This is a genomic window from Fictibacillus aquaticus (genome assembly GCF_002245695.1).
Taxonomy (GTDB): Bacteria; Bacillota; Bacilli; order Bacillales; family Fictibacillaceae; genus Fictibacillus; species Fictibacillus aquaticus.
Map to the genome: position 1 here is coordinate 17863 of NZ_NOII01000007.1, position 25302 is coordinate 43164.

At 45.4% G+C, this 25302-nt stretch carries 27 protein-coding genes and 2 tRNA genes; 1 reads left to right on the plus strand and 28 read right to left on the minus strand.

Features of this window, described 5'->3' with window-relative positions; genetic code table 11:
* Positions 1 to 41 precede the first annotated feature (41 nt).
* The 8 genes from spoIIE to yabP all read right to left on the minus strand — a co-directional run bounded on the left by spoIIE (position 42) and on the right by yabP (position 5476).
* On the minus strand, positions 42 to 2534 hold the full coding sequence (gene spoIIE / locus CGZ90_RS14475) for a stage II sporulation protein E (RefSeq protein WP_094253243.1): 2493 nt from the start codon (positions 2532 to 2534) through the stop codon (positions 42 to 44).
* 572 nt (positions 2535 to 3106) lie between these two features.
* Positions 3107 to 3181: transfer RNA gene (locus CGZ90_RS14480), tRNA-Glu, on the minus strand.
* A 16-nt stretch (positions 3182 to 3197) separates the two neighbouring features.
* A tRNA-Met gene (locus tag CGZ90_RS14485) sits at positions 3198 to 3274 on the minus strand.
* Between the two features lie 93 nt (positions 3275 to 3367).
* The gene (locus tag CGZ90_RS20505) at positions 3368 to 3550 is read right to left on the minus strand and encodes a hypothetical protein (protein ID WP_133063601.1); all 183 of its coding nucleotides are present in this window, start codon (positions 3548 to 3550) and stop codon (positions 3368 to 3370) included.
* A gap of 109 nt (positions 3551 to 3659) precedes the next feature.
* The gene (locus CGZ90_RS14490; protein ID WP_094253244.1) at positions 3660 to 4106 is read right to left on the minus strand and encodes a S1 domain-containing RNA-binding protein; all 447 of its coding nucleotides are present in this window, start codon (positions 4104 to 4106) and stop codon (positions 3660 to 3662) included.
* A 65-nt stretch (positions 4107 to 4171) separates the two neighbouring features.
* Complete coding sequence (locus CGZ90_RS14495; RefSeq protein ID WP_094253245.1) at positions 4172 to 4549, minus strand: FtsB family cell division protein; 378 nt, start codon at positions 4547 to 4549, stop codon at positions 4172 to 4174.
* A gap of 25 nt (positions 4550 to 4574) precedes the next feature.
* A complete protein-coding gene (gene yabQ / locus CGZ90_RS14500) occupies positions 4575 to 5168 on the minus strand; it encodes a spore cortex biosynthesis protein YabQ (RefSeq protein WP_094253246.1) in 594 nt (197 codons plus the stop codon).
* Positions 5165 to 5476 (minus strand): sporulation protein YabP, encoded by a 312-nt coding sequence (gene yabP / locus CGZ90_RS14505; RefSeq protein ID WP_094253247.1) that lies wholly within the window; start codon positions 5474 to 5476, stop codon positions 5165 to 5167. The genes yabQ and yabP overlap by 4 nt, the downstream gene beginning before the upstream one ends.
* A gap of 489 nt (positions 5477 to 5965) precedes the next feature.
* Here yabP and CGZ90_RS14510 point away from each other — a divergent pair, with 489 nt between their 5' ends.
* Positions 5966 to 6232 carry a SunI/YnzG family protein gene (locus CGZ90_RS14510; protein ID WP_094253248.1) on the plus strand — a complete coding sequence of 89 codons (267 nt, stop codon included), beginning with the start codon at positions 5966 to 5968 and terminating at the stop codon, positions 6230 to 6232.
* Between the two features lie 51 nt (positions 6233 to 6283).
* On the opposite strand, the gene CGZ90_RS14515 is transcribed toward CGZ90_RS14510, so the two are convergent.
* The 20 genes from CGZ90_RS14515 to rnmV form a co-directional block, all read right to left on the minus strand.
* Positions 6284 to 6550: an RNA-binding S4 domain-containing protein gene (locus CGZ90_RS14515; RefSeq protein WP_094253249.1), complete on the minus strand. Its 267-nt coding sequence runs from the start codon at positions 6548 to 6550 to the stop codon at positions 6284 to 6286.
* 2 nt (positions 6551 to 6552) lie between these two features.
* Positions 6553 to 6825: an HU family DNA-binding protein gene (locus CGZ90_RS14520; RefSeq protein ID WP_094253250.1), complete on the minus strand. Its 273-nt coding sequence runs from the start codon at positions 6823 to 6825 to the stop codon at positions 6553 to 6555.
* A 117-nt stretch (positions 6826 to 6942) separates the two neighbouring features.
* Complete coding sequence (yabN, locus tag CGZ90_RS14525) at positions 6943 to 8388, minus strand: bifunctional methyltransferase/pyrophosphohydrolase YabN (RefSeq protein WP_094253251.1); 1446 nt, start codon at positions 8386 to 8388, stop codon at positions 6943 to 6945.
* Complete coding sequence (locus CGZ90_RS14530; protein WP_165766867.1) at positions 8373 to 9980, minus strand: polysaccharide biosynthesis protein; 1608 nt, start codon at positions 9978 to 9980, stop codon at positions 8373 to 8375. The genes yabN and CGZ90_RS14530 overlap by 16 nt, the downstream gene beginning before the upstream one ends.
* A gap of 559 nt (positions 9981 to 10539) precedes the next feature.
* A complete protein-coding gene (spoVT, locus tag CGZ90_RS14535; protein ID WP_094253253.1) occupies positions 10540 to 11076 on the minus strand; it encodes a stage V sporulation protein T in 537 nt (178 codons plus the stop codon).
* A gap of 140 nt (positions 11077 to 11216) precedes the next feature.
* On the minus strand, positions 11217 to 14753 hold the full coding sequence (mfd, locus tag CGZ90_RS14540; protein ID WP_094253254.1) for a transcription-repair coupling factor: 3537 nt from the start codon (positions 14751 to 14753) through the stop codon (positions 11217 to 11219).
* A gap of 123 nt (positions 14754 to 14876) precedes the next feature.
* Positions 14877 to 15107: an anti-sigma-F factor Fin gene (gene fin / locus CGZ90_RS14545; protein WP_094253255.1), complete on the minus strand. Its 231-nt coding sequence runs from the start codon at positions 15105 to 15107 to the stop codon at positions 14877 to 14879.
* A 71-nt stretch (positions 15108 to 15178) separates the two neighbouring features.
* A complete protein-coding gene (gene pth, locus CGZ90_RS14550; RefSeq protein ID WP_094253256.1) occupies positions 15179 to 15739 on the minus strand; it encodes an aminoacyl-tRNA hydrolase in 561 nt (186 codons plus the stop codon).
* Positions 15740 to 16047: 308 nt separating this feature from the next.
* Entirely contained in the window at positions 16048 to 16710 is a 663-nt protein-coding gene (locus tag CGZ90_RS14555) for a 50S ribosomal protein L25/general stress protein Ctc (RefSeq protein WP_094253257.1), read from the minus strand.
* A 64-nt stretch (positions 16711 to 16774) separates the two neighbouring features.
* Positions 16775 to 17725 (minus strand): ribose-phosphate diphosphokinase, encoded by a 951-nt coding sequence (locus CGZ90_RS14560; protein ID WP_094253258.1) that lies wholly within the window; start codon positions 17723 to 17725, stop codon positions 16775 to 16777.
* Positions 17726 to 17759: 34 nt separating this feature from the next.
* The gene (glmU, locus tag CGZ90_RS14565; RefSeq protein WP_094253259.1) at positions 17760 to 19136 is read right to left on the minus strand and encodes a bifunctional UDP-N-acetylglucosamine diphosphorylase/glucosamine-1-phosphate N-acetyltransferase GlmU; all 1377 of its coding nucleotides are present in this window, start codon (positions 19134 to 19136) and stop codon (positions 17760 to 17762) included.
* A 291-nt stretch (positions 19137 to 19427) separates the two neighbouring features.
* Entirely contained in the window at positions 19428 to 19718 is a 291-nt protein-coding gene (gene spoVG, locus CGZ90_RS14570) for a septation regulator SpoVG (protein WP_094253260.1), read from the minus strand.
* A 166-nt stretch (positions 19719 to 19884) separates the two neighbouring features.
* Entirely contained in the window at positions 19885 to 20259 is a 375-nt protein-coding gene (locus tag CGZ90_RS14575; RefSeq protein ID WP_094253261.1) for a RidA family protein, read from the minus strand.
* A 3-nt stretch (positions 20260 to 20262) separates the two neighbouring features.
* Complete coding sequence (purR, locus tag CGZ90_RS14580; RefSeq protein WP_094253262.1) at positions 20263 to 21090, minus strand: pur operon repressor; 828 nt, start codon at positions 21088 to 21090, stop codon at positions 20263 to 20265.
* 65 nt (positions 21091 to 21155) lie between these two features.
* On the minus strand, positions 21156 to 22019 hold the full coding sequence (gene ispE, locus CGZ90_RS14585) for a 4-(cytidine 5'-diphospho)-2-C-methyl-D-erythritol kinase (RefSeq protein WP_094253263.1): 864 nt from the start codon (positions 22017 to 22019) through the stop codon (positions 21156 to 21158).
* A 163-nt stretch (positions 22020 to 22182) separates the two neighbouring features.
* Positions 22183 to 22362 carry a small, acid-soluble spore protein, alpha/beta type gene (locus CGZ90_RS14590; protein WP_094253264.1) on the minus strand — a complete coding sequence of 60 codons (180 nt, stop codon included), beginning with the start codon at positions 22360 to 22362 and terminating at the stop codon, positions 22183 to 22185.
* A gap of 102 nt (positions 22363 to 22464) precedes the next feature.
* Positions 22465 to 22716 carry a biofilm formation stimulator Veg gene (gene veg, locus CGZ90_RS14595; protein WP_094253265.1) on the minus strand — a complete coding sequence of 84 codons (252 nt, stop codon included), beginning with the start codon at positions 22714 to 22716 and terminating at the stop codon, positions 22465 to 22467.
* 207 nt (positions 22717 to 22923) lie between these two features.
* Positions 22924 to 23790 (minus strand): sporulation peptidase YabG, encoded by an 867-nt coding sequence (gene yabG / locus CGZ90_RS14600; RefSeq protein ID WP_094253266.1) that lies wholly within the window; start codon positions 23788 to 23790, stop codon positions 22924 to 22926.
* Between the two features lie 79 nt (positions 23791 to 23869).
* Positions 23870 to 24745 (minus strand): 16S rRNA (adenine(1518)-N(6)/adenine(1519)-N(6))-dimethyltransferase RsmA, encoded by an 876-nt coding sequence (rsmA, locus tag CGZ90_RS14605; RefSeq protein ID WP_094253267.1) that lies wholly within the window; start codon positions 24743 to 24745, stop codon positions 23870 to 23872.
* Positions 24699 to 25298, minus strand: a complete 600-nt coding sequence (gene rnmV, locus CGZ90_RS14610) for a ribonuclease M5 (RefSeq protein ID WP_094253268.1) — start codon at positions 25296 to 25298, stop codon at positions 24699 to 24701. The genes rsmA and rnmV overlap by 47 nt, the downstream gene beginning before the upstream one ends.
* Between the last annotated feature and the right edge of the window lie 4 nt (positions 25299 to 25302).

Below are 25302 nucleotides of genomic sequence, written 5' to 3' on the forward strand. Positions count from 1 at the left end.
GTGCAAAAAAAGAGAGAAAAAGCGGAGACCGCTTTTTCCCTCTAGTTCGCATGCTTTCGATTAATGTTGATTTTCGGATAATGCGGGATGACCGACCACTTTGGCGTGTTGCGGTTGATTTTGATGACAACGACCGTCATATCATCCTCGATCTGGTTATGGCCTGTCCTCACCACTTCCTCCATAAGCAGATCCGCAATTTCCTGAGGATCTTCCGTTTCCATCTCGCGGATTTTCCGCTTCAGCCATGCATCGATGTTTTCAATATGCTTCGGTCCTTCGTAAATACCGTCACTCATCATGATGAGGAAATCTCCTGCTTTCAGCTGTTCGCTCACGACTTCAACGTCAAAGTCATCAATGATGCCCATCGGCAGGTTGCTCGCTTTGATCATATGAACCTGATCGGCGCGCTTCACAAAGCTAGGAGTAGAACCGATCTTTAGGAATTTTACCGATGCATCCTGCAGATCGACCATCGCAAGATCAAGTGTAGAGAAGATTTCATCTGTCGTGCGGAGTGACAGTATCGAGTTAACGGACTTGATCGCAACCTCTTCATCAATGCCTGACTGTAGAATTTTTCGCAGCAGCTGCAGTGTTTCATTGCTTTCCTGGAACGCTCTCTCGCCGTTGCCCATCCCATCTGCGATCGCAACAGCAAATTTACCTCCGCCGAGTTCAATCATCGAGTGGCTGTCGCCAGAGAGCCACGCACCGCCTTTTGCAGCCGATGCGATACCTGTTTCGACCACATACTCTTTAGCTGATCGGAACGTGATATAGCAATAGCCGTTCGGGAAATTAGCGCACTCTTCTTTTGCGACGAGGATCGTCTCTTCCAAAATATCCGATAATAACGGCGCGATGATTTTCTCCCCAACACCGCCGCCTCCGCAGTACGGAATGCTCAGTTCGATATCAACGTTAGATGCTTCAAGGCTGTACACTTCAATATGAGCGATGTTGATGCCCGCATTATATAAGGTGTCTTTAATCTGTTCTTCCTGAATTTGATGGTTCTCCTGTTCGCGCTGAATTTCCTTCGCGAAATTGCCCATTACCTGCGAAACGCCCATAAGCTGATCGGCCACGAGACGCCTGCTTTCCTGCACCTGCTGCTTCAGCTTCTGGCTCGCTTTGAACTGCGAAAGCTCCTGAAGGATCAGGTCGCTCACCTTTTTATGCTTGATGCAGTGAACCTCCCACTCCCGCTTCAGTTTCCTGTCGCGGATTTCTTCATACATTTCCTGTTCGGTCATGATCTGGTTCATATAATCATACGTTTTATTAAAATTCGCTGCCCAGCAATGCTCTTTTTTGAAGCAAGTCTGGCATGTTTTTTCCGTAATATTGCTTAAGAACAGATCAACCTCACGCGTTCCGTCTTCTTCTTGAGCCTGCATGCCTGCACTCGTAAAGGAATGAGACAGCGCCTGAAACAGAGAGGAGAACTGCTCTACTCGGTTTGCGGTCACATCGCGCACCTTTTTTACATATTGCTGCTGTTCATTCGAATACTCCCTTGATCCCGGGATATATTTTGATATCGTTGAAATGGCCGCCTTTGGAGTGATTAAAAACAGAGCGACCGCCGCAAGTGATTCGAGGACTGCGGGAAAAAGGGCTTCTTTTCCTTCTCCATAGAGCCCGATCATGACAGTGGCGATAAGAAGCCCTAGGCCAACGCCGATCTTCTTCCCTTCTTTCAGCAATCCACCAAGCAAACCTGAAAACGCCAGCAGACTCATCTGATACAAGCTGGCAACTTGAGCAAGGCTCAAGATAAGGCCGGTCACAACGCCGACTGTGGAGCCAATCGCTGCTCCGCCGGTAAAAGCAAACATCAAGACAAGATATCTTGAAACAATATGTTCCACAGATAAGCCATACATGACCCATCCGATCGTTCCAGTCATAACAGATGCAAGCAAGATCATCAGACAGACAATCTCTTCGTTTTTTAATGACTGCGGAACCCGTTTCATCGTTAATAGCGGTATGCTCTGCAGGAAGATTAGGGTCAGAACGAGACTTAATCCCGCCTCTACTAATCCTGTCATCACATCGCTCTGTTCAATCGTTCCCGTAATCGAGGTGAGGGCCATCCTCGCCCCGATGCTCGAAATGAACACCAAGATCGGCAGCATCCCAAGCCTGTTTTTAATGAACCGATCCCCCGCTTTCTGTAAAATCGCATAAATGATTAAACCTGCGAGGATAAAAATTGCGTTCGCTGGTTTATGTGAAAACGTTCCTGCCAGCACAGCCAGCACAGCAATACCTGTCCGTTCTTTTTTTAATACAAAAACAGCAGCTGCAAATGGCAGCGCGAACGGAGCCAGCTCTGATAATATGAGAGCCCGTCCAAGCAAAAAGCCGATTCCAAACAGCAAAATGCGCCAGTTCAAAAAGATCCGGCTCACGAGATTGAGCCATTTTCTGCCTGTCTGGTACGCTGCTGTTTGAGACCTTTCAATCCACGCCATTCCCCGAATTGGTTCCAACACTTCCTGTTCGAGCTTCTGCCACATCCCCCACACCACCCGTTTCGTTGTATTGTGCTTTCGATTATAACGCGGCGGCATTTGAATATTTTGTCAAAACAAGAATGGGTATTCCAAAAACTTCTCGACGAATTCTCGCAATATCGTTAGGGAGACACGAAAAGAGGAGCGGTGAAGGTAAAAAAGCAGGGAAATACGAGGTTATTATCCATATATCGTTTTTTTGTGACGTGATTCATAACTTTAATTTAGGGATTTAGGGTGAAATTTGTTTTGTTTAGAAAAATAAAAAATTGGTTATACACTGACCGGTTTATTTAGCTAGACCCGTAAATTTGGATTTTGACCCGTAAATCTAGAGTTCGACCCGTAACCACTTAAATTAGACCCGCAATTTCCCGTTTAGACCCGCAAATCCTTAGAATAAGTTCTTCTTGATAGCTTCATTCCAATATCAAAGGAGATAACCGGTTTCTGGCTAACTCCCACCTTGTTTTTCTTCTTTATTTACCGAATAGTTGCTCTTAATGAAAAAATCCTTAAATTTAAACATAAAAAAGCACCTCCATCAGGAGATGCTTGAATGTGTGTTTATGTAATGGTGACCCATACGGGATTCGAACCCGTGTTACCGCCGTGAAAGGGCGGTGTCTTAACCGCTTGACCAATGGGCCGTTGTCTTTAAAAATATGGTAGCGGCGGAGGGAGTCGAACCCACGACCTCACGGGTATGAACCGTACGCTCTAGCCAGCTGAGCTACACCGCCATATGTAAAAGACACAAGTAGTATATTACTAGATACGTCGAATACTGTCAATAACTCTTAAAATAAAAATGTATTCTGATAATTTAAAAGGTCTTAAAAGAAAATATAGCACTTGGTGCAATAAGGAGTCGAGTTGAGTCTTTCTACCTCTTTATTGCATTTCGGACAGACAACATGCGAGCTTTCCTTTCGCCGCCGTTCTTCTGCCAGCCGCAGAGCGTAGCTTCGGAGAGACAGCATCACGCCCATTAAAAGGATACACAGGAAGATTACCATACAAATCCGCCTCATCTTTTTTATAGTGTCCCAAATAAAACATAAAGCCCCGGGCAAAATCCCGGAGCTTTCAATATGGTATGAGCATTGCAATGTTTAGAACAGCAAATTACCCTCGGCGTGCGCCGCGTCCGCCGCGTTTTGATTCTGTCTGGCGCTTTAGCGTGGACAAGCGGTCTTCGCTGTCTTTGAGGAACTTGCTTACTTTATCCTCAAACGTCAACGCTGTTGGCTGATGTCCGCCGCGGTTATTTGGTCTGCGGGATTTTTGGAATCCTCCGCCGCCGCCACCGCCGCGATGGCTGTGGGTTGGAGCTGCGTTTTCTTTTGCCTTTTTTATCGATAAGCCGATCTTACCGTCCTTCTCGATATTCATGACTTTTACTTCGACTTGGTCACCAACTTTTAAATGATCGTTGATGTCTTTCACATAATTGTCCGCTACTTCACTAATATGAACAAGTCCGGTAGTACCCCCTGGCAGCTCAACAAACGCCCCAAAATGAGTAATTCCTGTAACCTTCCCCTGCAGCTTGCTGCCTACTTCAATTGACATGCAAAAAATGCTCCTCCTTAAGTAATTTCAATCCATTTTATTATACATTCGAAAAAATTGTTGTGTCAATCCGACTTAGATTCCGGAAGCTTAAAGATTGTCTCTCCCGGTTTGGACATAAAGAAGTCTCGACGCAAAATTTCTCCGATGTATTCCACATCATTTAGTTTATTCACTTCATCCTTAAGTTGTTCCTTTTCTTTCCGGACTGTTTTGAGTTCTTGCTGCAATTCCTTTTCTTCCTGTTTTTGCTCATCAATCGTGGAAAGCTGGCTTGCTATCGTTGATACAACAAAAAAGGCGAGGAAAGAGAATACCGTCAAAAACACCGTCAGGCGCCGGTAAAGGCCGCGTTTACGTTTTGCCAGCACTTTCTGCTGAAGCTCTTGTTCCTGAACATACCCCGAATGAATCTCCGTTATCTTTTTCGGACGCTGGATCATCTTTTCCCCCCTTCCAAGGGTTTTATTACTTTTTGAACCATGTTACTGCTTTATTCCATGCCGAACGCAGAAACCCTGCTTTCTTGGACACTTTATCTTTAAAAGTATACCATGTTTGCTTCGGAATGAAACTCCATATCAGCAGCCCTGTCCATTTAAAGGGGAGAAAAATAATTTTAAGCAGCGAGAAAGCGATGCGCCATACCATATTCAAAGCCCACATAATAATTGCAAGCAGCAAGGTGAATATCCACTTGATCGGGTTGACCACTAAAACTTCCAGCAGCCTCTTAATAAAACGAAGCACTGCGGCCACTATTTGAATCGTCCGCTCGAGTATCCGTTTATACGTCTTTTCTAAAAGGGCTTTGTAAGCTGAAAACCCGCACAGAAGGGCAAGGAATATATAAAAGCGGACTTCAGCATGATTGACCTGCAGCAGCACATAGAATACAAGAAGCGCCTGCAGCACCCAGAAAAGAAAGTCATTGATAAAATGAAACCAATTCCATTTCTTTTTTTCATGCAGAAAGCGCCCGTAAGTATCCATGGCCATGCCGATCCAGATGCCCATCGCAACCATGCTGAGGATCGTCTGAAACTGCACTGTCAGCGTCATTTGAATAGCTTGCTGAAAAATCCTTTAGTCTTTTCGCCGCCCTGCTGCTGGTCTAAGTACACGAGGTCAAAAATCTTCCCCTCGATTGCAACCATGCCCGACTCTACATTCAGATTTTTCATTTTCAGATTGCTGCCCCTAATAGCAAGAAAGCCCATCGATGTCTCGAGCAGGAACTCTTCGTTATCAAATGATTCCACATGCTTGACCCCAGTTATCTCAAGGGTCTTTCTGCCAATCATTTTCACATCATGGCCCGGCAGGCTGTCTTTCTGCCCGGAAGATCCGTATTCATAATATTGGTTCATCCGCTTCCCTCCTCTTGTCCGTACATTTATATGAGACAAGGGTGGAGGTTAGAACAAGCCTGGTGTCATATTAAATTTCGTAAAACTTTGTCGCTTTTAAAGAAATCAGAGAAGAAGTTGATCTCCGTTTCAGGCGCACGCTTTCCGCGGGGCAGGCGGTGAGCCACTCGCCGCTACGCGCCATTGAGTGTCTCACCTGACCGCTTGTCCCGCAGGAGTCGGCACCTTACACTCCGATCAACTTTATCAATGATGGATTCAAGATGATCAAGCAAGCGCATGTGGTGAATATGCCAGCCATAGCATTCGAACCTAAAATCAACATCTCTGATGGATTTGACATTGAAGCTTACACTACAGCGGCAATTCTACTGAACTTTTTTAACAAAATGAACTATCTTTAGAAAGCAGCCGTTCCTATATGTTAATTAGGAGACTTACAATTTATGTTAAAAGTTGTATGATATAGAATGTGTGAGGTGGTCAGTAATGGAGTTATTCGAGATTAAAGTGGCTAAAAAAGGTGAACATCTTCTTATCAAGTGGCAATTATCCAAAATCGAGATACCATTATCAGATATAACAGATGTGGTAAATGATGATACATATGCTGGAGAAGAAAAGTCAGCGATTAGGATTGGAAACCCGTATGGCAATACTGATAGAGTGGTAATCAAAACTTTGAAGGGGACTTATGTGCTGTTCACCAGCATTGGTGGTATGCGAGATAAAATTTTGTCATTTATGGCTGCTTAAAACAAACAGGGGGTCCGGTACTGTGTGTACCGGACCCCCTGTTTTGTTCTTTTATTCAGCCGTTTTAATGCTTTCTTCACTGATGACGGAATACATGCCCTCGGCATCTTCCTTGCGGGTCGTTTCTTTTAGTTCGTTGATACGAACTTTAACCATCTTCTGACCGAAGCGGATTGCAAGCTCATCTCCCACTTTTACGTCGGAGGAGGCTTTCGCTGTCGTACCGTTGATGGCGATACGGCCCTGATCTGAGATTTCCTTCGCCACGGTTCTGCGTTTGATGAGGCGGGAAACCTTCAGAAACTTATCAAGACGCATGATTACTTAACAGCTTCTTTCAGCTTGTTGCCCGCTTTGAATGCTGGAACCGTTGAAGCAGGAATCGTGATTTCTTTTCCTGTTTGCGGGTTGCGTCCAGTGCGGCTAGCGCGCTCGCGTGTTTCGAATGTGCCGAATCCGACAAATTGTACTTTGTCGCCATCTTTAAGTGCAGCTGTAATTTCGTCGATCACACCATTTACTACGGCTTCTACATCTTTCTTTGTAAGACCAGACTTCTCTGAGATATTTGTTACTAGTTCATTTTTGTTCATTTTAAAAGACCTCCTTTAGTTTCTATCAAATGATTCGTGTTAAACCGTTGAAAATTAAGGGTTTCAACTGATTCTCGGAACATAATTCTCTATTTTTTAATAGATTCCTTCTTATCTTCAATAAATTTCTTTCGCTTTGTTCCATAAATCGTCCATTTCCTGCAAATCCGAGTCTTCCGGCGTTTTTCCTGCCTTTTCAAGTTCATTTTCAATAAAACGGAATCGGTTGAAAAATTTTCGGTTTGTCGCTTGCAGAGCTTCCTCAGGATCGATTCCGTTGAACCTGGCAAGATTGACGACTGCGAATAAAATATCGCCCATCTCCTTCAAGCGCTCATCATCGCTTGCTGCCTCTTTAAATTCCTGAAGCTCTTCTGAAATTTTATCCCATACCGGCTGTTCATCTGGCCAGTCAAATCCTACTTTCGCCGCTTTCTTTTGCAGCGAAAATGCCTTCATGAGAGAAGGGAGACCTTTAGAGATGCCGTCGAGCAGAGATTCTCTCGTTTCTTTTCCTTTTTCCTGCTTTTTAATTTCTTCCCAGTTCGCCAGCACTTCGTCAGCATCTTTAGCATCTGCCGTGCCGAACACATGAGGATGCCTGCGGATCATTTTAGAAGCGGTGTTTTCGATCACATCATCGATAGAGAAATACCCTTCCTCTTCCCCGATTTGAGCGTGCAGCAGCACCTGAAGCAGCACATCGCCAAGCTCTTCTGCAAGATGGTCGTCATCTTCCTCGTCGATCGCCTCGAGCACCTCATACGCTTCTTCGATCAAGTACTTTTTAAGCGATGAGTGTGTCTGTTTCTGATCCCATGGGCAGCCCCCTGGTGCTCTGAGTGCTGCGATTACGCCGCGCAGAAAGTCGAAGTCGCGGTACATCTGCTCTTCCTTTTTGACGGGCGGAATATAAAGCGCAGTAAGGTTATTCAGTTCCACAGCTTGATCGAGCTCATAGAGCGGAGTAGCCGTGATTTTTTCACTCGCACTGCCTGCTGCCGTTACGACATAAACGGTGTGATCGTCGCTGTATTTTTCCATAAGTGTCAGCTTTACGTCTGAAGCGATATACGCATCATATACCTGTACAATAATAAGATGGCTCCGGATTTGAATGGTTTCTTTAACAAGCGCCGTTCCGTCCAGAATCTGACAGCCTTCTATTGGGTCGATTCGGAGAGCCGTGTACATCTCATCCAAAAAGCTTTTTCCTCCAAGCACATCAATCTCAATGCCTGGTGACTGATGAAGCAGAAGCTGGACCGTCTGTTCGGCGACAAGCGGGTGGCCTGGCACGGCATAAAGAACATCTCCGTCAGCTGATCTTTGGCGGAGGTCCGCCGCTATTTCTTCGTATACAGGCTCAAAAGAATCGTGTTTTTCGTAAACACTGTCATACGAATCTATAGAAATCCCTCTGTCCCGGAGCTCCTGCACTGCCGGATGATCATCAGTACGTACGAGCAAGCTTCCTGCTTTCATGATCGTTTCATAAATGCCCAGGGTCATCTGCGACAAATCCCCGGCTCCAAGTCCGATAATCGTTATTTTCCCTGCCATCTCTGTCTCCTTTTATTCCATGAGTCTGCCCATTTGCGTGCTTTAGGAACAGCCTCGAGTATAGACTCCATGTTTTCATTGCGCAAATATTTTGCTGCAAGCAATGCTGCAAAAAATGTTCCCGCTCCTATTATAGCTGAGAGGATTGCCGCCGCTGAAGCTTCGAGTCTGTGATTCAAGCCCGTTAAAGCGGTCAGCCCTTCCATTGCGAGGATTGCTGCAAGCAGCATAAGAACTAATGCCGCTGTGAGCTTCAGTATGTCCAATCCCCAGCTGCGCCACGTAAAGACAGCGGTTTTTCTTTGCAATAAAAAAATCTGAATAAATGCCGTAGCCCCTGTTGCGATAACAGTTGCTATACCCGCTCCCATCATGCCCCAGATCGGAATGAGCCAAACGTTCAGCACAACTTTTAAAAAGACTCCCGCCACCACGGCGATTCCAGCTGACCGGTAAAGACCGAGACCTTGGAGTAATCCTGTAGCCGTAAAAATGACTGATGCAAACAGAACCGAAAGTGACAAAACTGACAGCTCGATAGAACCGTCGCTGTTTTTAAACAGCATCATATTCACTGGTTCCATTATAACAGCAAGCCCCAAAGCGGCCGCTGCACCGAAAGAAATGCTTATTTTTAAAGAAAGGCGGCATAGACTGCGGACCTTTTCGTGTTCTTTCGCTGTATAAAGCGCAGACACCTCAGGAACAAGGGCAAGCGCAAGAGACGCAGCAAGCACGGTGCCAAGCTGAAGAAGCGGCTGACCGCGGTCGAAGATTCCTTTAAGTTCACGTGCCGGCAGTTCGCGGTACCCGTTTTCTGTCAGCAGGTTTACAAAGCTGAACGCATCTGCCATCTGCATAAGAACGAGGACCATCGCACTGAGCGACAAGTAAATGCTCCCTCGCAAAAGCTCCTTTAAAACACTGAACGAAAATGAAAACGTACGCCTCAATTTATGAGTGCTGCTTGTTTTAAAATAACGGTAAAGCAATATGGATGAAATAACCGCTCCAGACAAAGACCCTGCCAGCGCGCCAGTTCCTGTTTCGTAAGCTGAGCTCCCTGCCTTCACCAGCACGTACGAAACAATCAGTATCCCGCTCACCCGCACAATCTGTTCGATAATTTGAGTTACCGCTGTTGAAACCATCTCACCCATGCCTTGAAAATATCCGCGGTAAAACGCGGTAAACGGAATAACCAGAAACAAGAAGCTTATCACCCTGAGCGGATCAGATAGTGCCGGATCTCCCATCCATAAAGCTAAACGCGGCGCGGAAGAAAAAAGGAGGATAAACGTCAGTCCTCCAAGTGCACAAACAGACCAAAACGAGGTAGCGATTACATCCTTCTCTTTCGCACTTCCTCTATGTACAGAAACAACCCTAGAAAACGCCATCGGATATCCAGTAAAAGCAATCGCCGCTGCGATAGCATAAAACGGATAAACCTGCTGAAAAACATAAAAACCAAGATCGCCCGCTATATTCTGATAAGGAATACGATAGACCGCACTGAGAATCTTCACAACAAGACCCGCCGCAGTAAGCAAAAGAGCCCCCCGCCAAAGCGAACGATTAACATTATCCAAAGTCATTACCCCTAATAACACAACATTTTTCAACGTATTATAACATAAGGCTGATTTCGTAAACTATGGTGCTTTTAAGGATTCAGAGAAGCGGTTGATCTCCGTTTCAGGCGCACGCTTTCCGCGGGGTGAGCGGTGAGCCCTTCCGTCGCATGCGCCATTGGAAGGTCTCACCTGTCTCACTCATCCCGCAGGAGTCGGCACCTTACACTCCAACCAACTTTCAGTGAAGTATTCAAAGCTGATTAAGAATGTGATGAAAATGTCAGCTAAAGCAAATGAATAAAAATATCTCATTGAAAAGGCGTTGAAGCATTATTCCTCATGGGCAATTCGGCAGAACCTTTTTCAAAAGCAACAATCTTTTAAGAAAGAGCCGACACAAAAAGAAAATCCAAAACACTCTCGCGACTCCAGCATATTACTTCGAAGAAAATGTTTTTTACCCAAACATGTCCAAAAATAAACACCACCAGTACCGGACCCCCAACCCAAATTAACCAATCAAAAAAGGCTGATCACCAGGCCATCTTTCATGTCCTTCGAATCAGCCTTTTTATTATTGTTCCATCTGGCGGGCGAGGAAGCCTGCTGCTGTTTCAGAGAGTTTTTGCTCGAGCTCTGAGATTTTCTTGCCTTCCTTTGCCACCATGACGACTGCCCCTATTGGGTCGCCGCCAGCTACGATCGGCGCGACGATATGAGCGGTATTTTCTTTTACATTATCAATGAGTTCCGCGTCAGCCCCGTTCATCTCAACCAAGGTTTTTCTGTCGCTCATTGCGTTTTCTACCACTTTTCCTACGCTCTTGTTCAAATAATCCTTTTTCGAGCCGCCAGCTACAGCGATATACGTATCACGGTCCGCAATCAGCACAGTATGACCTGAACTTTCAGCAAGGCTTTCTGCATATTCCTTTGCAAAATCTCCAAGCTCATTGATTGGAGAATATTTCTTTAAGATGACTTCCCCGTCACGGTCGACGAAAATCTCGAGCGGATCTCCTTCACGGATACGAAGGGTTCTGCGGATTTCTTTTGGTATTACGACGCGGCCTAAGTCGTCGATTCGGCGGACAATTCCTGTAGCTTTCATATGAATAATGCCCTCTCTTCCTTATGATATGACAATGGATGTAAACGTAAATGGCACCTTCTTTTGAAGAATGTTCCATTACCTACAAGTATTATTTGTCACATATGGGTTTCTATTCACAAAAAAGGAGAGGTACAATATTAGGATTGGGACACGCTTTTTTCCTGCTTCACATTTTTCATTTCCTTTAACAGCTTCTCCATTGCTTTTAGCAGCTCCAAATCCTTTAGGCGCTTACGCTGAATCAAAACTTTAAATTGCCCTTTTGTTGCATCCAGCGTCATAAAGCGTCCGATCTTGTTCGCCACTTCGAAGATCTTTCCTCCGTGAATCGTCTTCGCGGTTTCTGGCTTCAGTGTCATTGTGACCAAATCGCCCTTTTGCTCGATGTTCGCGAAGCCTTCTTTCTTAGCGCGAACCCTTATCGCAGCGGCGAGCAGCAGACATTCAACCTCAGTTGGATAATCGCCGAAACGGTCGATCAGCTCTTCCTGCAGGTCATCGACGTCCTTCAATGTTTTGACAGCGCGAACCTGCTTATATATATCGATCTTCTGCTTCTCATCCTCGATATACTGTGACGGCAGGTACGCATCGATCTCAATGTTCATCTCAAACAGTGCTTTTTCTTCGGCCGGCTTATTGCCTTTTCGCTCTTCAATCGCTTCTTCAAGCATCTGAGAGTAAAGGTCGAACCCGACAGAGTCGATGAACCCGTGCTGCTGGGCACCGAGAAGGTTTCCGGCACCGCGGATGGATAAATCGCGCATCGCGATCTTGAATCCCGAACCGAGCTCGGTAAACTCTTTGATCGCCTGAAGCCGCTTCTCAGCAACCTCTGTGAGCACTTTGTCACGCTGGTACGTGAAATAAGCGTACGCCACACGGTTAGATCGCCCGACACGTCCGCGCAGCTGGTATAGCTGGGACAATCCCATTTTATCCGCGTCATAAACGATCAGCGTGTTAACGTTCGGAATATCAACACCCGTTTCGATGATCGTCGTGGAAACGAGAACATCGAGATTTCCTTCTAAAAAGTCAAGCATTGTTGATTCGAGCTCGTTTTCCGACATCTGTCCGTGAGCATAGCCGACACGGCTGTCCGGTACGAGCATAGAGATCTGTTCGGCCATTCTCTCGATCGAATCGACTCGGTTATACAGGAAATACACCTGTCCGCCTCGGCCCATCTCACGCTCGATCGCCTCACGCACAAGCGATCCGTTGTAATCCATCACATATGTCTGGACCGGGAAACGGTTTTCCGGCGGTGTTTCAATGACAGACAAGTCGCGCACACCGAGCATGGACATGTGCAGTGTTCTTGGAATCGGAGTGGCTGTCAGTGTCAGAACATCTATGTTTGCTTTAAGCGTTTTAATCTTTTCTTTATGTGTCACACCGAAACGCTGCTCTTCATCGATGATGAGGAGACCTAGATCTCGGTATTGAATATCCTTAGACAGCAGACGGTGCGTTCCGATCGCGATGTCGACCGTGCCTGCGTTTAATCCCTTGATCACCTCATTCTGCTCTTTTTTAGAGCGGAAACGGCTTAACGAACCAATCGTGATCGGAAACTCTGAAAAGCGTTCACGAAACGTCTCGTAATGCTGCTGAGCAAGGATTGTAGTCGGTACGAGGAACGCCACCTGCTTGCCGTCCATGATCGCCTTAAATGCAGCACGGATCGCGACTTCAGTTTTACCATATCCTACATCGCCGCAAAGTAGACGGTCCATCGGCCGGACGCTTTCCATGTCCTTCTTGATCTCGTCGATCGCCCTTAGCTGATCGTCCGTCTCTTGGTAAGGGAAGCTTCCTTCAAATTCACGCTGTTCCACGCTGTCTTCCGCAAAAGAATGACCGCGGCTTGCTTCTCGTTCAGCATAAAGCTTGATTAAGTCATCAGCGATATCCTGAACAGATGACTTCACTTTGCTCTTCACTTTCTTCCAGTCGCTTCCACCCAGCGAATAAATCTTCGGCTCTTTTCCTTCTGAACCTACATACTTCTGCACCTGGTCGATCTGCTCGACCGGAACGTACAGGTTATCTTTTCCGGCGTATTTGATATGCAGGTAGTCTTTATGAACGCCTTTTATCTCAAGAGTTTCGATTCCTAAGTATTTCCCGATCCCGTGGTTAACGTGAACCACATAGTCTCCTGTTTTAAGCTCCGAATAGCTCTTGATTCGTTCGGCGTTTGTCATCTTCTGCTTTCGTGCAGGACGGCGGACTTTTTTCGTGAACACTTCTTCTTCGGTGATGACGACGAGCTTCTGTTTTACCGATTCAAAACCAGAAGAGAGGTCGGCGTTGACAATTTGCGCGCCTTTCGTTTTTAACTCAGTATCGTCTTTAATCTGTGCCGCTTCAATTTCATAATCTTGAAGCACCGACTCAAGCCGGTCCGCTCTTTCTTTGTTTACAGCCGTAAACACAACAGCATTGCCTTTCTTTTTCCACCTGTCCATCTCGCCTTTTAATAGATGAAGCTGTCCGTGGAAGTTCTGCATGCTCTTGCACTCGACATTAATAATGTTTTGCGGCTGTGTGTGCGGAACATGGCGCAGGAAAAGGGACATATAGATAATTGGCTGCTTCACTTTATCTCCAGGCAGCTTTACATCAGGAGAAACACGAACATCACGCAAAAATTCTCCGTGCTCAAGAAGCGCAGTCTCCCACTCCGCCTCGTCCTTATCCAGCTGGTTGTTTGTTTCCTGAATCCTGCCCGCCTCATCCATGATAATCACACTGTTCTCCGGCATGTAATCAAGCAGACTTGCAGGCTGTTCATAAAAAAGCGACGCATACTTGAACATGCCCTGGAAGCTTTCCTGATCCTTCATGCGGCCAGCTTCATACTCGATATTCTGGACGAGGATTTCCTTGATTTGATCGTCCTTCAGTGACTTTAGCGTAGCGGCAAGCCTTTCTTCGATAGCTGCTGCCGCTCTTTTATAATGCTCTTCATATAAAAGCAGCTCTTGAGCCGGTCCGATTTCAAACGTCTGGACTTTATCGCCAGACCGCTGTGTTTCGCCGTCAAAATAACGAATAGAGTCAACTTCCGTATCAAAAAGCTCGATTCGCAGCGGCTGTTTTTCTGTCAGCGGATAAATATCAAGGATGCCTCCGCGCAAACTGAACTCTCCCGGCGACTGAACCATCGGAGAACGTTCATACCCCATCGCGATGAGCTGAAGGAGCATCTTATCCAGGTCGATGTCATGTCCTACTTCAAGGCTGATCCCGCTTTGCTTCCACAGCTCAACAGGCGGCAAAAAACGGCGCAGCCCTGCAGCAGGAGCGACTACGATCCCTTTTTTATGAGAAGTCCAATAATTGAGAACCTCCAGACGCTGGCTTTTCAGCTCAGGACTCGCGATAGCAATCTCTGACGAAATAACATCATTGACCGGATATAAATAAACTTCATTTTCCGGAATAAGGCCGCTTAATTCTTCATAAAGCTTCTGTGCCTGATAGAGATTATGTGTGAGTATGAGCTGCGGCCGTTCTGTCAGCTCATATATCGATGAGATCAGCAGTGTTCTGGCCGAACCTGATAAACCCGCGATCAGCTGTTCTTTTAACCCCTCGCTTATGCCATTGATAACCGTCCGGATATCTTCTCCCTGGCTGAAAAATTTCTTTAGATTTAACATGTGCTGCTCCCCTCCAAATGCTGTATAAAAAGCGCAAGCAACATCATGCGCTGATTTTAATCATTCATTCAAAAACAGAAAAAGGCCTTGGACGCCCGTCATGCGGGGGTCCAAAGCGTCTTTCTATTGGATAAAGTGTGATAAAGCGTGATAGTCCGGGTTATTTTGCAGAGCATCCTGACAGTCCTCACAAGTGATTTTTACATGTATATCCCCATTAGAGGCATATGAGACCATTTCTTTATGTTCGGATTCAGTCAGCTCATGAAAGCCGAGCTGCTCTGCTGTAACTTCTGCAGTCTCGATCGAACCGATTGGCGACCTGCAGTGCCGGCAGTGATAATGGACAGCCATCGCTACCCTCCTTTAATGTGCAGACAATGTACTACACATTATGGGCAGCGGCCGCCTCTTCTATACGATAATCAGCCGTTATAACGGTTCATTACATTCTCGAACGTTTCTGTCAGAAAAGCTTCACAAGCCTTAGCAGCCTTTTCGATTCCTTCTTGCACATGCGGCTGTTCATCCTTTGAAAAACGGCCAAGTACAAAATCAGGAACCGGCTGGGCATTGACGGGTCTTCCGATGCCAAAACGGATACGCTTGTATTCCTGTGTACCAAGGTGCGCGATCATCGACTTCATGCCGTTATGTCCGCCAGCACTTCCTTTAGCACGAAGACGCAGCTTGCCCGGTGCCGTATCAAGATCATCGTAAATGACAACCATATCTTCCACTGGAATGTTGAAGTATTTCATAAAAGGACCGATGCATTCCCCTGATAAGTTCATATAAGTAAGAGGCTTTAATAGAAAGACCTTTTCTCCCTTAATGATTCCCGATCCATACAAGCCTTTAAACTTAGACTGCTGCAGCGGAATATTCATTTCGCTCGAGAGCTCATCAATCACTTTAAAGCCGATATTATGACGTGTATCTTCATATTGAGGACCTGGATTTCCCAAGCCGATAAACAGTTTCATTTCTTAACCACCCGCAATACATTTGTTTGAATCTATTATAACCGACTAGCTGTAAAAAGAGTAAATGGAGTAGTCCGCCGCACATTGTTTAGGCCGTTTTAAAGGGAATACAACTGTTTTTTAGAAACATCGACAGTTTTATTAGACACTTCGACAAATTTATTAGACAGTTTGCCAATTAATTTAGACACACAGTTCACACGATAATTTAGCCAAACCGTCACTTACAGGTACCGGACCCCGCCCCGCATGCTGCTTATAAGAAATCAAATTAAAAAGCACAGCGAATCGCTGTGCTTTCGTTATGACTATTCTTCTTTTTGTTCTTTTTCTTCATCCTGTGAAGATTCTGCTTCTTCAGTATCGGATGCTTCCGAACTAGCAGCGTCGTCATCGCCTTCTTCTGTTTCCGGCTCTTCAACAACTGTTGGAGGCGTAACAGAGGCAACCACTTCGTCTTCTTCACTCAGAATTTCGTATGAATCACCTTTAGGCAGATCCTTCACGTAAACAGAATCGCCAATATTTAATCCTTCAATGGAAACTTCAAGCTGCTCAGGGATATCGCTAGGCAGCGCCTTAACGTTAATGTAGTTCAGCGTACGCTGAAGCACTCCGCCTTCTTTAACTCCTGGAGCTTCGCCTGTCACAACGACCGGCACTTCTGCTTCTGTTTCCTTGTTTAAGTCTACAGCAACAAAGTCAATGTGTGTGTAAGCTTCTTTTAACGGATGTGCCTGGACTTCCTGTACCATGACGGAATACGATTTGTTACCAGTCTTAAGCTTGATAACCCCGTTTTTGCCGACTTCACGGTACGCCTTCATAAAGTCCGTTTCAAGCACTGAGACGGATTGGGCTTCTGTTCCGTAGCCATATAATACCGCAGGAACATACCCCTCTCCCCGAATGGATGTTAATTCAGACCGTTTTTTTGTAGAACGATTATTAGCTTGTAATTCTACTGTCATGTTTTCACCTTCCTATTACGAGTCTCTTTTAATGATTACCCGTTTAGCAAGGATTTAAAACACTTTAGTCAAAAAGCTTAGAAACTGAAAGCTGCTCGTGTACACGGATGATCGCTTCGCCGAGAAGAGGAGCAACAGAAAGCTGTGTCACTTTGCCTGTTTTCTTTTCTTCTGGAAGGACGATCGTGTTGAGCACAACCAGTTCTTTAATCTTAGAGTTTTCAATACGTTCAATTGCAGGGCCGGAAAGTACAGGATGCGTGCAGCATGCGTATACTTCCTTCGCTCCATTTTCAACAAGCGCGTTCGCAGCAAGTGTGATTGTACCCGCTGTGTCGATGATGTCATCGATCAGGATCGCTGTTTTTCCTTCAATGTTACCAACGATGTTCATGACTTCGGCAACATTCGGACGAGGACGGCGCTTATCGATGATCGCGATCGGCGCTTTCAGGCGGTCAGCAAGCTTGCGCGCACGTGTAACCCCGCCGTGATCAGGAGATACAACAACGATGTCGTTTAAGTTTTTAGAAGAGAAATGGTTACCAAGGATCGGAACCCCAAGCAGCTGATCTACTGGGATATCAAAGAAACCTTGGATTTGCGTAGCATGCAGATCAATTGCAATAACGCGTGTAGCGCCTGCAGTTTCCAGAAGGTTAGCAACAAGTTTAGCTGTGATCGGTTCACGGGCACGTGCTTTGCGATCCTGACGTGCATATCCGTAATACGGGATAACAACATTGATCGTCTTCGCGGACGCACGCTTAAGTGCATCAATCATGATCAATAGCTCCATAAGGTGATCGTTGACCGGATCACTTGTGGATTGAATAACGTATACTTCGCTTCCGCGGATACTTTCTTCAATATTGATTTGGATTTCTCCATCGCTGAATTTTGTTACTGAGCTTTTACCTAGTTCAATTCCGATGTGGTCAGCAATTTCCTGTGCCAGCTCCGGATTAGAATTAAGTGTGAAAAGTTTTAACGTTGGATCTACATACGTTGCCATTAGGTGATTCATCCCTTCCCAGAAATAAAAATGGTTATTTTCTTTTCTCGTTTAGCTTTTGAACGTAATTTTCTTTTGTTGTTTGTCTTGAACGGGCAATGGACAGAGCGTCTGACGGAACATCTTCCGTTATCGTAGAGCCTGCAGCGACATATGCGCCTGCTCCTACGGTCACAGGAGCCACCAAGTTTGAGTTGCAGCCGATGAAAGCTCCGTCTCCCACTTTAGTAAGCGACTTGTTTTTTCCGTCGTAGTTCACAGTAATTGAGCCGCAGCCTAAGTTAACATTCTTGCCGATTTCGGCATCCCCAATGTAGCTTAAGTGTGACGCTTTGCTGCCTTCTGCCATAACCGATTTTTTCACTTCAACAAAATTGCCGATCTTTACATTGTTCTCTAGCTGCGAAGAAGGGCGGATATGAGCAAACGGTCCGATGTTAGTAAAGCTTCCTACTTCACTGTCATGTACGACTGATTGCTTGATAACATTTTGATCACCGATCGTGCTGTCTTTGATCTCACTGCTTGGCCCGATGATGTTCTCGCTGCCGATTTTAGCAGCGCCTAAAATCACTGTCCCCGGATAAATCACTGTATCATTGCCGATTTCAGCATCAGCCGAAATGTACGTGTTTTCAGGATCGATCAGAGTAACGCCATTGCGCATATGCTTTTCATTAATGCGGCGTTTCATAATTTTTTCAGCCTGAGACAGGGCAACGCGGTCATTGACACCCATCGTCTCATCAAAAGAAGGTGTTTGATAAGCTGCAACAACTTCACCTTGCTTCTGGATGATCTCAACCACGTCTGGAAGGTAGTACTCCCCCTGAACGTTGTCGTTGTTTACTTGCTTAAGCGCAGCAAAAAGAGCTTCATTATCGAAGCAGTACGTGCCCGTGTTGATCTCTTTTACCGCAAGTTCTTCTTCGGATGCGTCTTTGTGTTCAACGTTTCGCTCAACCGTGCCTTCCGCGTTGCGGATGATGCGGCCGTAGCCTGTCGGATCCTCTGCTTTCGCAGTCAGGATCGTTGCCTTAGCATTAAGAGAAACATGCTCGTCGATAAGCTTTTGCATTGTTTCGGATGTGATTAATGGCGTATCGCCGCAAACAACAAGCGTGATACCCTTCTCGCCAGCCAATGCGTCCTCAGCCTGCATTACGGCATGAGCTGTACCGAGCTGTTCTTCTTGAAGGACGTATTGTGCACGGTCTCCAAGATGTTCTTTTACGGTTTCGGCACCGTGCCCGACAACCGTCACGATTTTCTTCATATCCAAAGCAGAAATCTGGTCAACAACATGCTCGACCATCGGCTTTCCGCATACAGGGTGAAGTACTTTATATAACTTGGATTTCATTCTTGTACCTTGACCAGCAGCTAGTATAACTGCATATCGATTTATCATCCTGAACCTCCAATATATATCCTGATATTCCATTACGAATATATCTTATAATGATAGTCATTTCAAGGAATGATGCGGGATTGTCACTATATAGATAAATGTACCAGAAAGTAATGTAAGCTTTGTTGCTATTAAAGAACTCACAGAAGCGGTTGATCTAAGATGAATTCTAGATGATCAAGTGACAAAACAAACTTTTCAGAAGCAACAATCATTTAATAAAGAACATTTAGCAAAAAGCATAAAAAAAACCCCGGCGCGTTGGCCGGGGTTCTTGTTTCCGTATGGGAATCAGGAAGCGCCTGCTTCTTCAAATGCAGATTCCATTTCTCCCATACGGTGATATTCAGTTAAAACCGCGTTTTGGATTTTTTCGCGGGTAGTTGATGTAATCGGATGTGCAATATCCCTAAACTCCCCATCTGGAGTTCGTTTGCTTGGCATTGCAACGAACATTCCGTTGTTTCCATCAATTACTCGAATGTCATGAATAACAAATTCATGATCAATTGTTATGGAGGCAATCGCTTTCATACGGCCTTCTGTATTAACACGGCGTAATCTAACGTCAGTCACTTCCATGTAAAACACCACCTTTTTCCATATTAAGAACGTAATACAATTATTCTGCACGATTTTACATAATCCTTCTTTAAAAAGAAAAAATTTTTAAAATATTTAGTTTATGGGTATATTCATTAGTTACCATAAAAAAAAACAGAGCCGAGGCTCTGTTTTTCGTTCATATTTATTTTACGAGTGCGATAACTTCAATTTCTACTTTCGCGTCTTTCGGGAGTCTCGCTACCTCTACACATGAGCGAGCTGGCTTATGTTCACTGAAATACTGGCCGTAAACTTCATTGATAGACGCAAACTCTTCCATATCTTGAATGAAGACCGTTGCTTTTACAACCTGCTCAAGTGAAGACCCTGCTGCAGCAAGAACTGCCTTCAGGTTTTCGAAAACTTGATGAGTCTGCGCTTGAACGTCTCCTTCAACCATTTGACCTTCTTTCGTCAACGGAATCTGGCCTGAGCTGTAAAAAAGGTTGTTCACGATCATCCCCTGCGAATATGGACCGATTGCAGCGGGTGCTTCTTTTGTAAAAATTGATTTCATCGTTTACTCTCCTTTTCCCTGAAAGTAGTTGCCCGGTCTCACTTCAATCCGGTTCTCACGTTCGTTCACTTCAGAAAGACGGGCAAGTGAAACATAATCGTCAACAAGGCGTTCTGACACTTCCTGAGCTTCAACGAGAACTCCGATTCCCGCTAAGTTTGCCTGGAACTCGCTGATGATGCTGATCATGCCCTTTATCGTTCCGCCCGCTTTCATAAAATCATCGATGATCAGTACGTTTGAGCCCTGCTTGATGCTTCTTCTTGCAAGTGCCATCGTCTGGATTCTTTTGGTAGAACCGGACACGTAATTAATGCTCACCGTCGATCCTTCCGTTACTCTGCTGTTGCTTCGGACGATCACGACAGGTACGTTCAGATGGGAAGCTACTGCGTACGCGAGCGGAATCCCTTTCGTCGCGATCGTCATGACTACATCGATCTTGCGGGACGCGAAAGATGATGCGAACAGCCTGCCGATTTGATTCACAAGATGCGGGTGGCCGATGATATCTGTTACATACAGATAGCCTCCTGGAAGGATGCGTGACGGGTCTTCAAGCTGCTGAACAAGCTCATTAATGATTTGCTCGGCTTCTTTATCTGAAATGCCAGGTACGTATCTTACGCCCCCTGCCGCTCCAGGAACCGTGGTGATTTTTCCGTAGCCGTACTGTTCAAAATGTTCTTTAATAATTGCAAGATCTTCACTGATCGATGACTTGGCTGACTCATATCGTTCAACGAAATAAGATAGAGGTATAAGCTGGTGAGGATGCTGTAAAAGGTAGGTTGTCAGGTCAACCATTCTTCCGCTTCGTTTTAATTTCATACAATCCTCCAAAATCCGAATATTTTAAGTTAATATAACACTTTTATACGGATTTTATCAACAGGTCATTCCCCTAAAATGCGTACAGCATAAACTTCATTACAGAATCCGCGCAATCCGTTATATACTCTCTGTACTCTGGATTCATGCTGGAACAGCCCAAAAACAGTCGGACCGCTTCCGCTCATGAGCACACCATCCGCACCAAGCCGGATCATCTGTTCTTTGATCTGCCTCACTTCCGGATACATGTTGAGTGTGACTGACTCCAGAACGTTGCCGAGCTGAGAGCAGACTTTGCTAAAATCTTTTTGCTTGATCGCATCAACCATCGCCGCAGTGTCGGGATGTTCCAGGTTGTCGACCTTCAGGTTGCGATACACCTCGGCTGTTGATACTCCGATCGGAGGCTTGGCCAGCAGCACCCAGCAAGGAGGCGGCGCGTTAAGCAGCTGTATAAATTCGCCCCTTCCTGTCGCAAGCGCCGTTCCGCCATATACACAAAACGAAACATCAGAGCCAATTTTCGCTCCGCGTTCTGCGAGTTCATCAAGCGACAGGTTCAATCCCCACATCTCGTTCAAGCCTTTTAAAGCAGCAGCCGCATCGCTGCTGCCTCCTGCAAGGCCAGCCGCAACTGGTATGTGCTTTGAGATATGAATATGTACGCCCTCTTTGATATGAAATTCTTCTTTTAACAAAAGCGCTGCCTGATAAGCAAGGTTTCTGCCATCAAGCGGAACAAAGCCTCCTGAGGACTCGATCGTAATCTTGTTTTCCTCGAGAGGCGTCAGCTCGATCCGATCTGCCAAGTCAACGGTTGTCATCACCATCTCAACCTCATGATAACCATCCGGTCTTTTCGACAGAACATCAAGCGACAAGTTAATTTTCGCAGGCGCCTTAACTGATACTTTTCGTTTCTCCATTGTAAAACTTCCTTATGTCATTTTTATTCTAATTTAATTTTATCACAACTTATGAATTGTTGAAGAATGGAAAAGGATTTGGTTTTTGGGCTGAGTTTACACTGTGGGACGCAGGGACTTAAAAAACCCCGGGGACCGCAGTCCCCAGGGTTTACGCATATTTCTATCGATTTTGACGGGACATGCTCTGCTGAGCCAGCTCGACGGCTCTTTTTACCATGTTGCCCGCATCTCTTGCTGTTATGCCGCCCCAGCCATCTCGCTGTACGGTATCGTAAAAGCCAAGCTCTTTCGCCATTTCTGTCTTAAACTCTTCAGACATGATGCCTCTTCTGCGTCCCATGGCGCAAAACCCCTTTCATATGCGATAAGGTTAGTATGAGGCATCTAAAGAATATGTATCCGGCTTGTCTGCTTTGGGCAAAAAAAATAGCAGTAAGGTTTCTTACTGCCCGCTAACTTCTTCTAAAAATGTTAATTCGACCGTCTCCGTTAAAACGTCAGCGTAGCTGTAAGAAACGCGTTCGAAAGCGTTGGTGTCTTGGTCTAGCTTAATAATGAATACTGCTGGATATGTTTCTTCGAGAGTACCCATGCGTTCGATCGTTTTGCGACGTCCGCCATTTGCACGCAGAGAAAGTCTTCTGCCTACGTTGGACTCTAGCACGCGTCTAATGTCAACAATTGTTTTACCCATTTAGACTCCACCTCACTTAGACAAATTGTAACACAAATCGTGTTTATTTGTCAAATAAAATTTAAATTATAGCAAGACAACGTTTTTTCTGTCAATGACTAATTACCCTTTTTTATGCCTTTTTTAGTATGCAGCAAAAAATAGGAAATATGTATCAATAAAAAAATTCCCCATAAACGTATGAGGAATTTACATGCAATCATCCGATTAAGTATGGTTTTTTATTGGCATACCGGTGCGCAAAAAGCCCGTCGTCTCAACGCCTCCCAGCCCTTCTTTGCCGGTCAGTGTGTTGCGGAGGACGTCCATGACGTTCACTCTGTCCATAAATGAGGTGAGGCTGATTTTCGACACGATGTAAACAGGATCGAGTGCATGGATATTGATTCTGGAAGGCGAGCTCGCGAAATTTGATCCTGCTTTAATCAAAGATTCAAAATGAGACTGGCATGCCCCGGCAAATATCATTAGGTGATCCAGATGCGGATACCTTCTTCTTACTTCCCTTACCGTCCGGACAAAGAATTTTGTATGCCTGTATGCGTTCATATCAGAGACGGCACCCTTGCTCTTCATATAAGCATCATGGCCGGTTATGACCAGAATGTCCGGCCGCACCTCATCTACAAGTGCAGGCACTTTATCCGGCATGTCACTTTCCTTCATATGAATCCCGTAAACAGGAACGCCAAGCTTTTTGTACAGCTCCAGACATTTATTTAAATAAAGCGGGTCACCGTCAACGTGAAGTACTCTTCCAGGCAGCTCAAAATATGATTGGTCATACTGGTAGCCATTTGTCGAAACGTATTCCCGCTTCTGCCGCAATAAGTAATAATCCTGGCGGAACAATTTATACGATGAATCTTCCTTTTCCTGTTCCTGCTGGCGGTACTTTGTCCTTTGCTGGTCATCAATGACGACCAGATCATCGACAGGGGCGTCAGCCCACAATCTCATATCTTCCCCAGCCAGTTCAGCCACCGATTTCGTATCGTTAAACCCGATGACACGAAAATAGATGTCACAATGATAGGAAGTGCGTCCTACAACTGCACCGATCTCTAATTTCATTATACTCCCCCTATTTGGAGCCGCCGCTCTCTCCAGGTCCTTCTTTAAGATATGAAGAAGGAAGGGGAAAAATGATTTCTTATTTCACAAGGTGAAGCAGTGCATCTGAAAGCTTGCCGAATTCTTCTACCGTCAGCGTCTCGCCTCTTCTTTTTGGGTCGATGCCGATTTCGTTCAGAACGGTCTCTAAATCCGCTTTCCGCTCTTTTGGGATCACTCCGCTTAGCAGGTTGTTCCATAGTGTCTTCCTTCTTTGCGCGAAAGAACCACGGACGACCTCAAAGAAGAACGCTTCATCTTTTACCTTTACCGCAGGCTCGTCCCTTAAAATCAATCGGATAACAGACGAATCTACGTTAGGCTGAGGAACGAAAACCGTCTTCGGGACTTTAATGACTGTCTCGGCTGTCGCGTAATACTGTACAGCGATCGAGAGGGAGTTATAATCCTTCGTACCTGGCTTCGCAGCTAAACGGTCCGCTACTTCTTTTTGTATCATACAGACGATTCCTCGTATCGGCAGGTTCTCAGTAAGCAGCTTCATGATGATCGGTGTCGTCACATAATATGGCAAGTTGGCGACAACCATGATATCCTGTCCTTTTTCAAACTTCTCTTCAATGACTGCCTTAACATCTGCTTTTAAAATATCAGAATGGATGACTTCCGTATTTCCATATGGTGAAAGCGTATCTTGTAAAATAGGCAGAAGCCGCTGGTCGATCTCAAATGCTACGACTTTTTTAGCGTTTCTGGCAATATGCTCAGTAAGCGCTCCAATCCCCGGGCCGATTTCAATCGCACCTGATTCCTCTGTCAGCTCTGCCTGTGCCACGATATTCGTTAGTATATTTTTATCAATAAGAAAGTTCTGTCCTAAACTTTTCTTGAACGTGAAGCCGTATTTATCAAGAATCGCTTTCGTCTGCTGTGGTACTGATATATCCTTCCTCATGCTGCTCCTCCTCTAAAACCGTGCGCATTGCACGTGCAAACTCTTCATTTGATATATGAAACATATTAAGACGCTTATGCAGCTGTTTACCGTTGCTGTATCCAATCTTCAGCAGCTGCCCTATGCGCTCACGCCTGTTTTTCGCTTTATCGCCGCCAGTTAAACCCGCCGCGATCATTTCTTCCCAGGAGACAGATTCCTGCCCTGACACATACTCTTCCTTCACATGCTTTAAGGCCTCTAAGATTGCCTCTTTAGACGCATGTTCGACGCCAACCTTTTTCTTGTTCTTGCTTATAGCGTCTTGCTTAGGCAAAAAAGCATGCTTGCAGCCAGGCACGTGCTCTGTAATGATTTTTCTAATTTTCTCGCCCGGAAAGTCAGGATCCGTAAACACGATAACTCCCCGTTTTTGCTGGGCAATTTTGATCCTTTCAATTGTGTCTGCGCTGATTTCTGACCCGTTCGTCTCGAGCGTGTCAGCATCCAGCACATTCTTTATGGCAATCGTGTCGCTTTTTCCCTCCACGACGATAATTTCCTTGATTTTCATGATA

Excerpts from the sequence above, each read along its gene's own strand:
- spoIIE (WP_094253243.1), bottom strand. The coding sequence starts at position 2,534 with ATGTGGCAGAAGCTCGAACAGGAAGTGTTGGAACCAATTCGGGGAATG.
- CGZ90_RS20505 (WP_133063601.1), bottom strand. The coding sequence starts at position 3,550 with ATGGTAATCTTCCTGTGTATCCTTTTAATGGGCGTGATGCTGTCTCTC.
- CGZ90_RS14490 (WP_094253244.1), bottom strand. The coding sequence starts at position 4,106 with ATGTCAATTGAAGTAGGCAGCAAGCTGCAGGGGAAGGTTACAGGAATT.
- CGZ90_RS14495 (WP_094253245.1), bottom strand. The coding sequence starts at position 4,549 with ATGATCCAGCGTCCGAAAAAGATAACGGAGATTCATTCGGGGTATGTT.
- yabQ (WP_094253246.1), bottom strand. The coding sequence starts at position 5,168 with ATGACGCTGACAGTGCAGTTTCAGACGATCCTCAGCATGGTTGCGATG.
- yabP (WP_094253247.1), bottom strand. The coding sequence starts at position 5,476 with ATGAACCAATATTATGAATACGGATCTTCCGGGCAGAAAGACAGCCTG.
- CGZ90_RS14510 (WP_094253248.1), top strand. The coding sequence starts at position 5,966 with ATGGAGTTATTCGAGATTAAAGTGGCTAAAAAAGGTGAACATCTTCTT.
- CGZ90_RS14515 (WP_094253249.1), bottom strand. The coding sequence starts at position 6,550 with ATGCGTCTTGATAAGTTTCTGAAGGTTTCCCGCCTCATCAAACGCAGA.
- CGZ90_RS14520 (WP_094253250.1), bottom strand. The coding sequence starts at position 6,825 with ATGAACAAAAATGAACTAGTAACAAATATCTCAGAGAAGTCTGGTCTT.
- yabN (WP_094253251.1), bottom strand. The coding sequence starts at position 8,388 with ATGGCAGGGAAAATAACGATTATCGGACTTGGAGCCGGGGATTTGTCG.
- spoVT (WP_094253253.1), bottom strand. The coding sequence starts at position 11,076 with ATGAAAGCTACAGGAATTGTCCGCCGAATCGACGACTTAGGCCGCGTC.
- mfd (WP_094253254.1), bottom strand. The coding sequence starts at position 14,753 with ATGTTAAATCTAAAGAAATTTTTCAGCCAGGGAGAAGATATCCGGACG.
- fin (WP_094253255.1), bottom strand. The coding sequence starts at position 15,107 with ATGGCTGTCCATTATCACTGCCGGCACTGCAGGTCGCCAATCGGTTCG.
- pth (WP_094253256.1), bottom strand. The coding sequence starts at position 15,739 with ATGAAACTGTTTATCGGCTTGGGAAATCCAGGTCCTCAATATGAAGAT.
- CGZ90_RS14555 (WP_094253257.1), bottom strand. The coding sequence starts at position 16,710 with ATGACAGTAGAATTACAAGCTAATAATCGTTCTACAAAAAAACGGTCT.
- CGZ90_RS14560 (WP_094253258.1), bottom strand. The coding sequence starts at position 17,725 with ATGGCAACGTATGTAGATCCAACGTTAAAACTTTTCACACTTAATTCT.
- glmU (WP_094253259.1), bottom strand. The coding sequence starts at position 19,136 with ATGATAAATCGATATGCAGTTATACTAGCTGCTGGTCAAGGTACAAGA.
- spoVG (WP_094253260.1), bottom strand. The coding sequence starts at position 19,718 with ATGGAAGTGACTGACGTTAGATTACGCCGTGTTAATACAGAAGGCCGT.
- CGZ90_RS14575 (WP_094253261.1), bottom strand. The coding sequence starts at position 20,259 with ATGAAATCAATTTTTACAAAAGAAGCACCCGCTGCAATCGGTCCATAT.
- purR (WP_094253262.1), bottom strand. The coding sequence starts at position 21,090 with ATGAAATTAAAACGAAGCGGAAGAATGGTTGACCTGACAACCTACCTT.
- ispE (WP_094253263.1), bottom strand. The coding sequence starts at position 22,019 with ATGGAGAAACGAAAAGTATCAGTTAAGGCGCCTGCGAAAATTAACTTG.
- CGZ90_RS14590 (WP_094253264.1), bottom strand. The coding sequence starts at position 22,362 with ATGGGACGCAGAAGAGGCATCATGTCTGAAGAGTTTAAGACAGAAATG.
- veg (WP_094253265.1), bottom strand. The coding sequence starts at position 22,716 with ATGGGTAAAACAATTGTTGACATTAGACGCGTGCTAGAGTCCAACGTA.
- yabG (WP_094253266.1), bottom strand. The coding sequence starts at position 23,790 with ATGAAATTAGAGATCGGTGCAGTTGTAGGACGCACTTCCTATCATTGT.
- rsmA (WP_094253267.1), bottom strand. The coding sequence starts at position 24,745 with ATGAGGAAGGATATATCAGTACCACAGCAGACGAAAGCGATTCTTGAT.
- rnmV (WP_094253268.1), bottom strand. The coding sequence starts at position 25,298 with ATGAAAATCAAGGAAATTATCGTCGTGGAGGGAAAAAGCGACACGATT.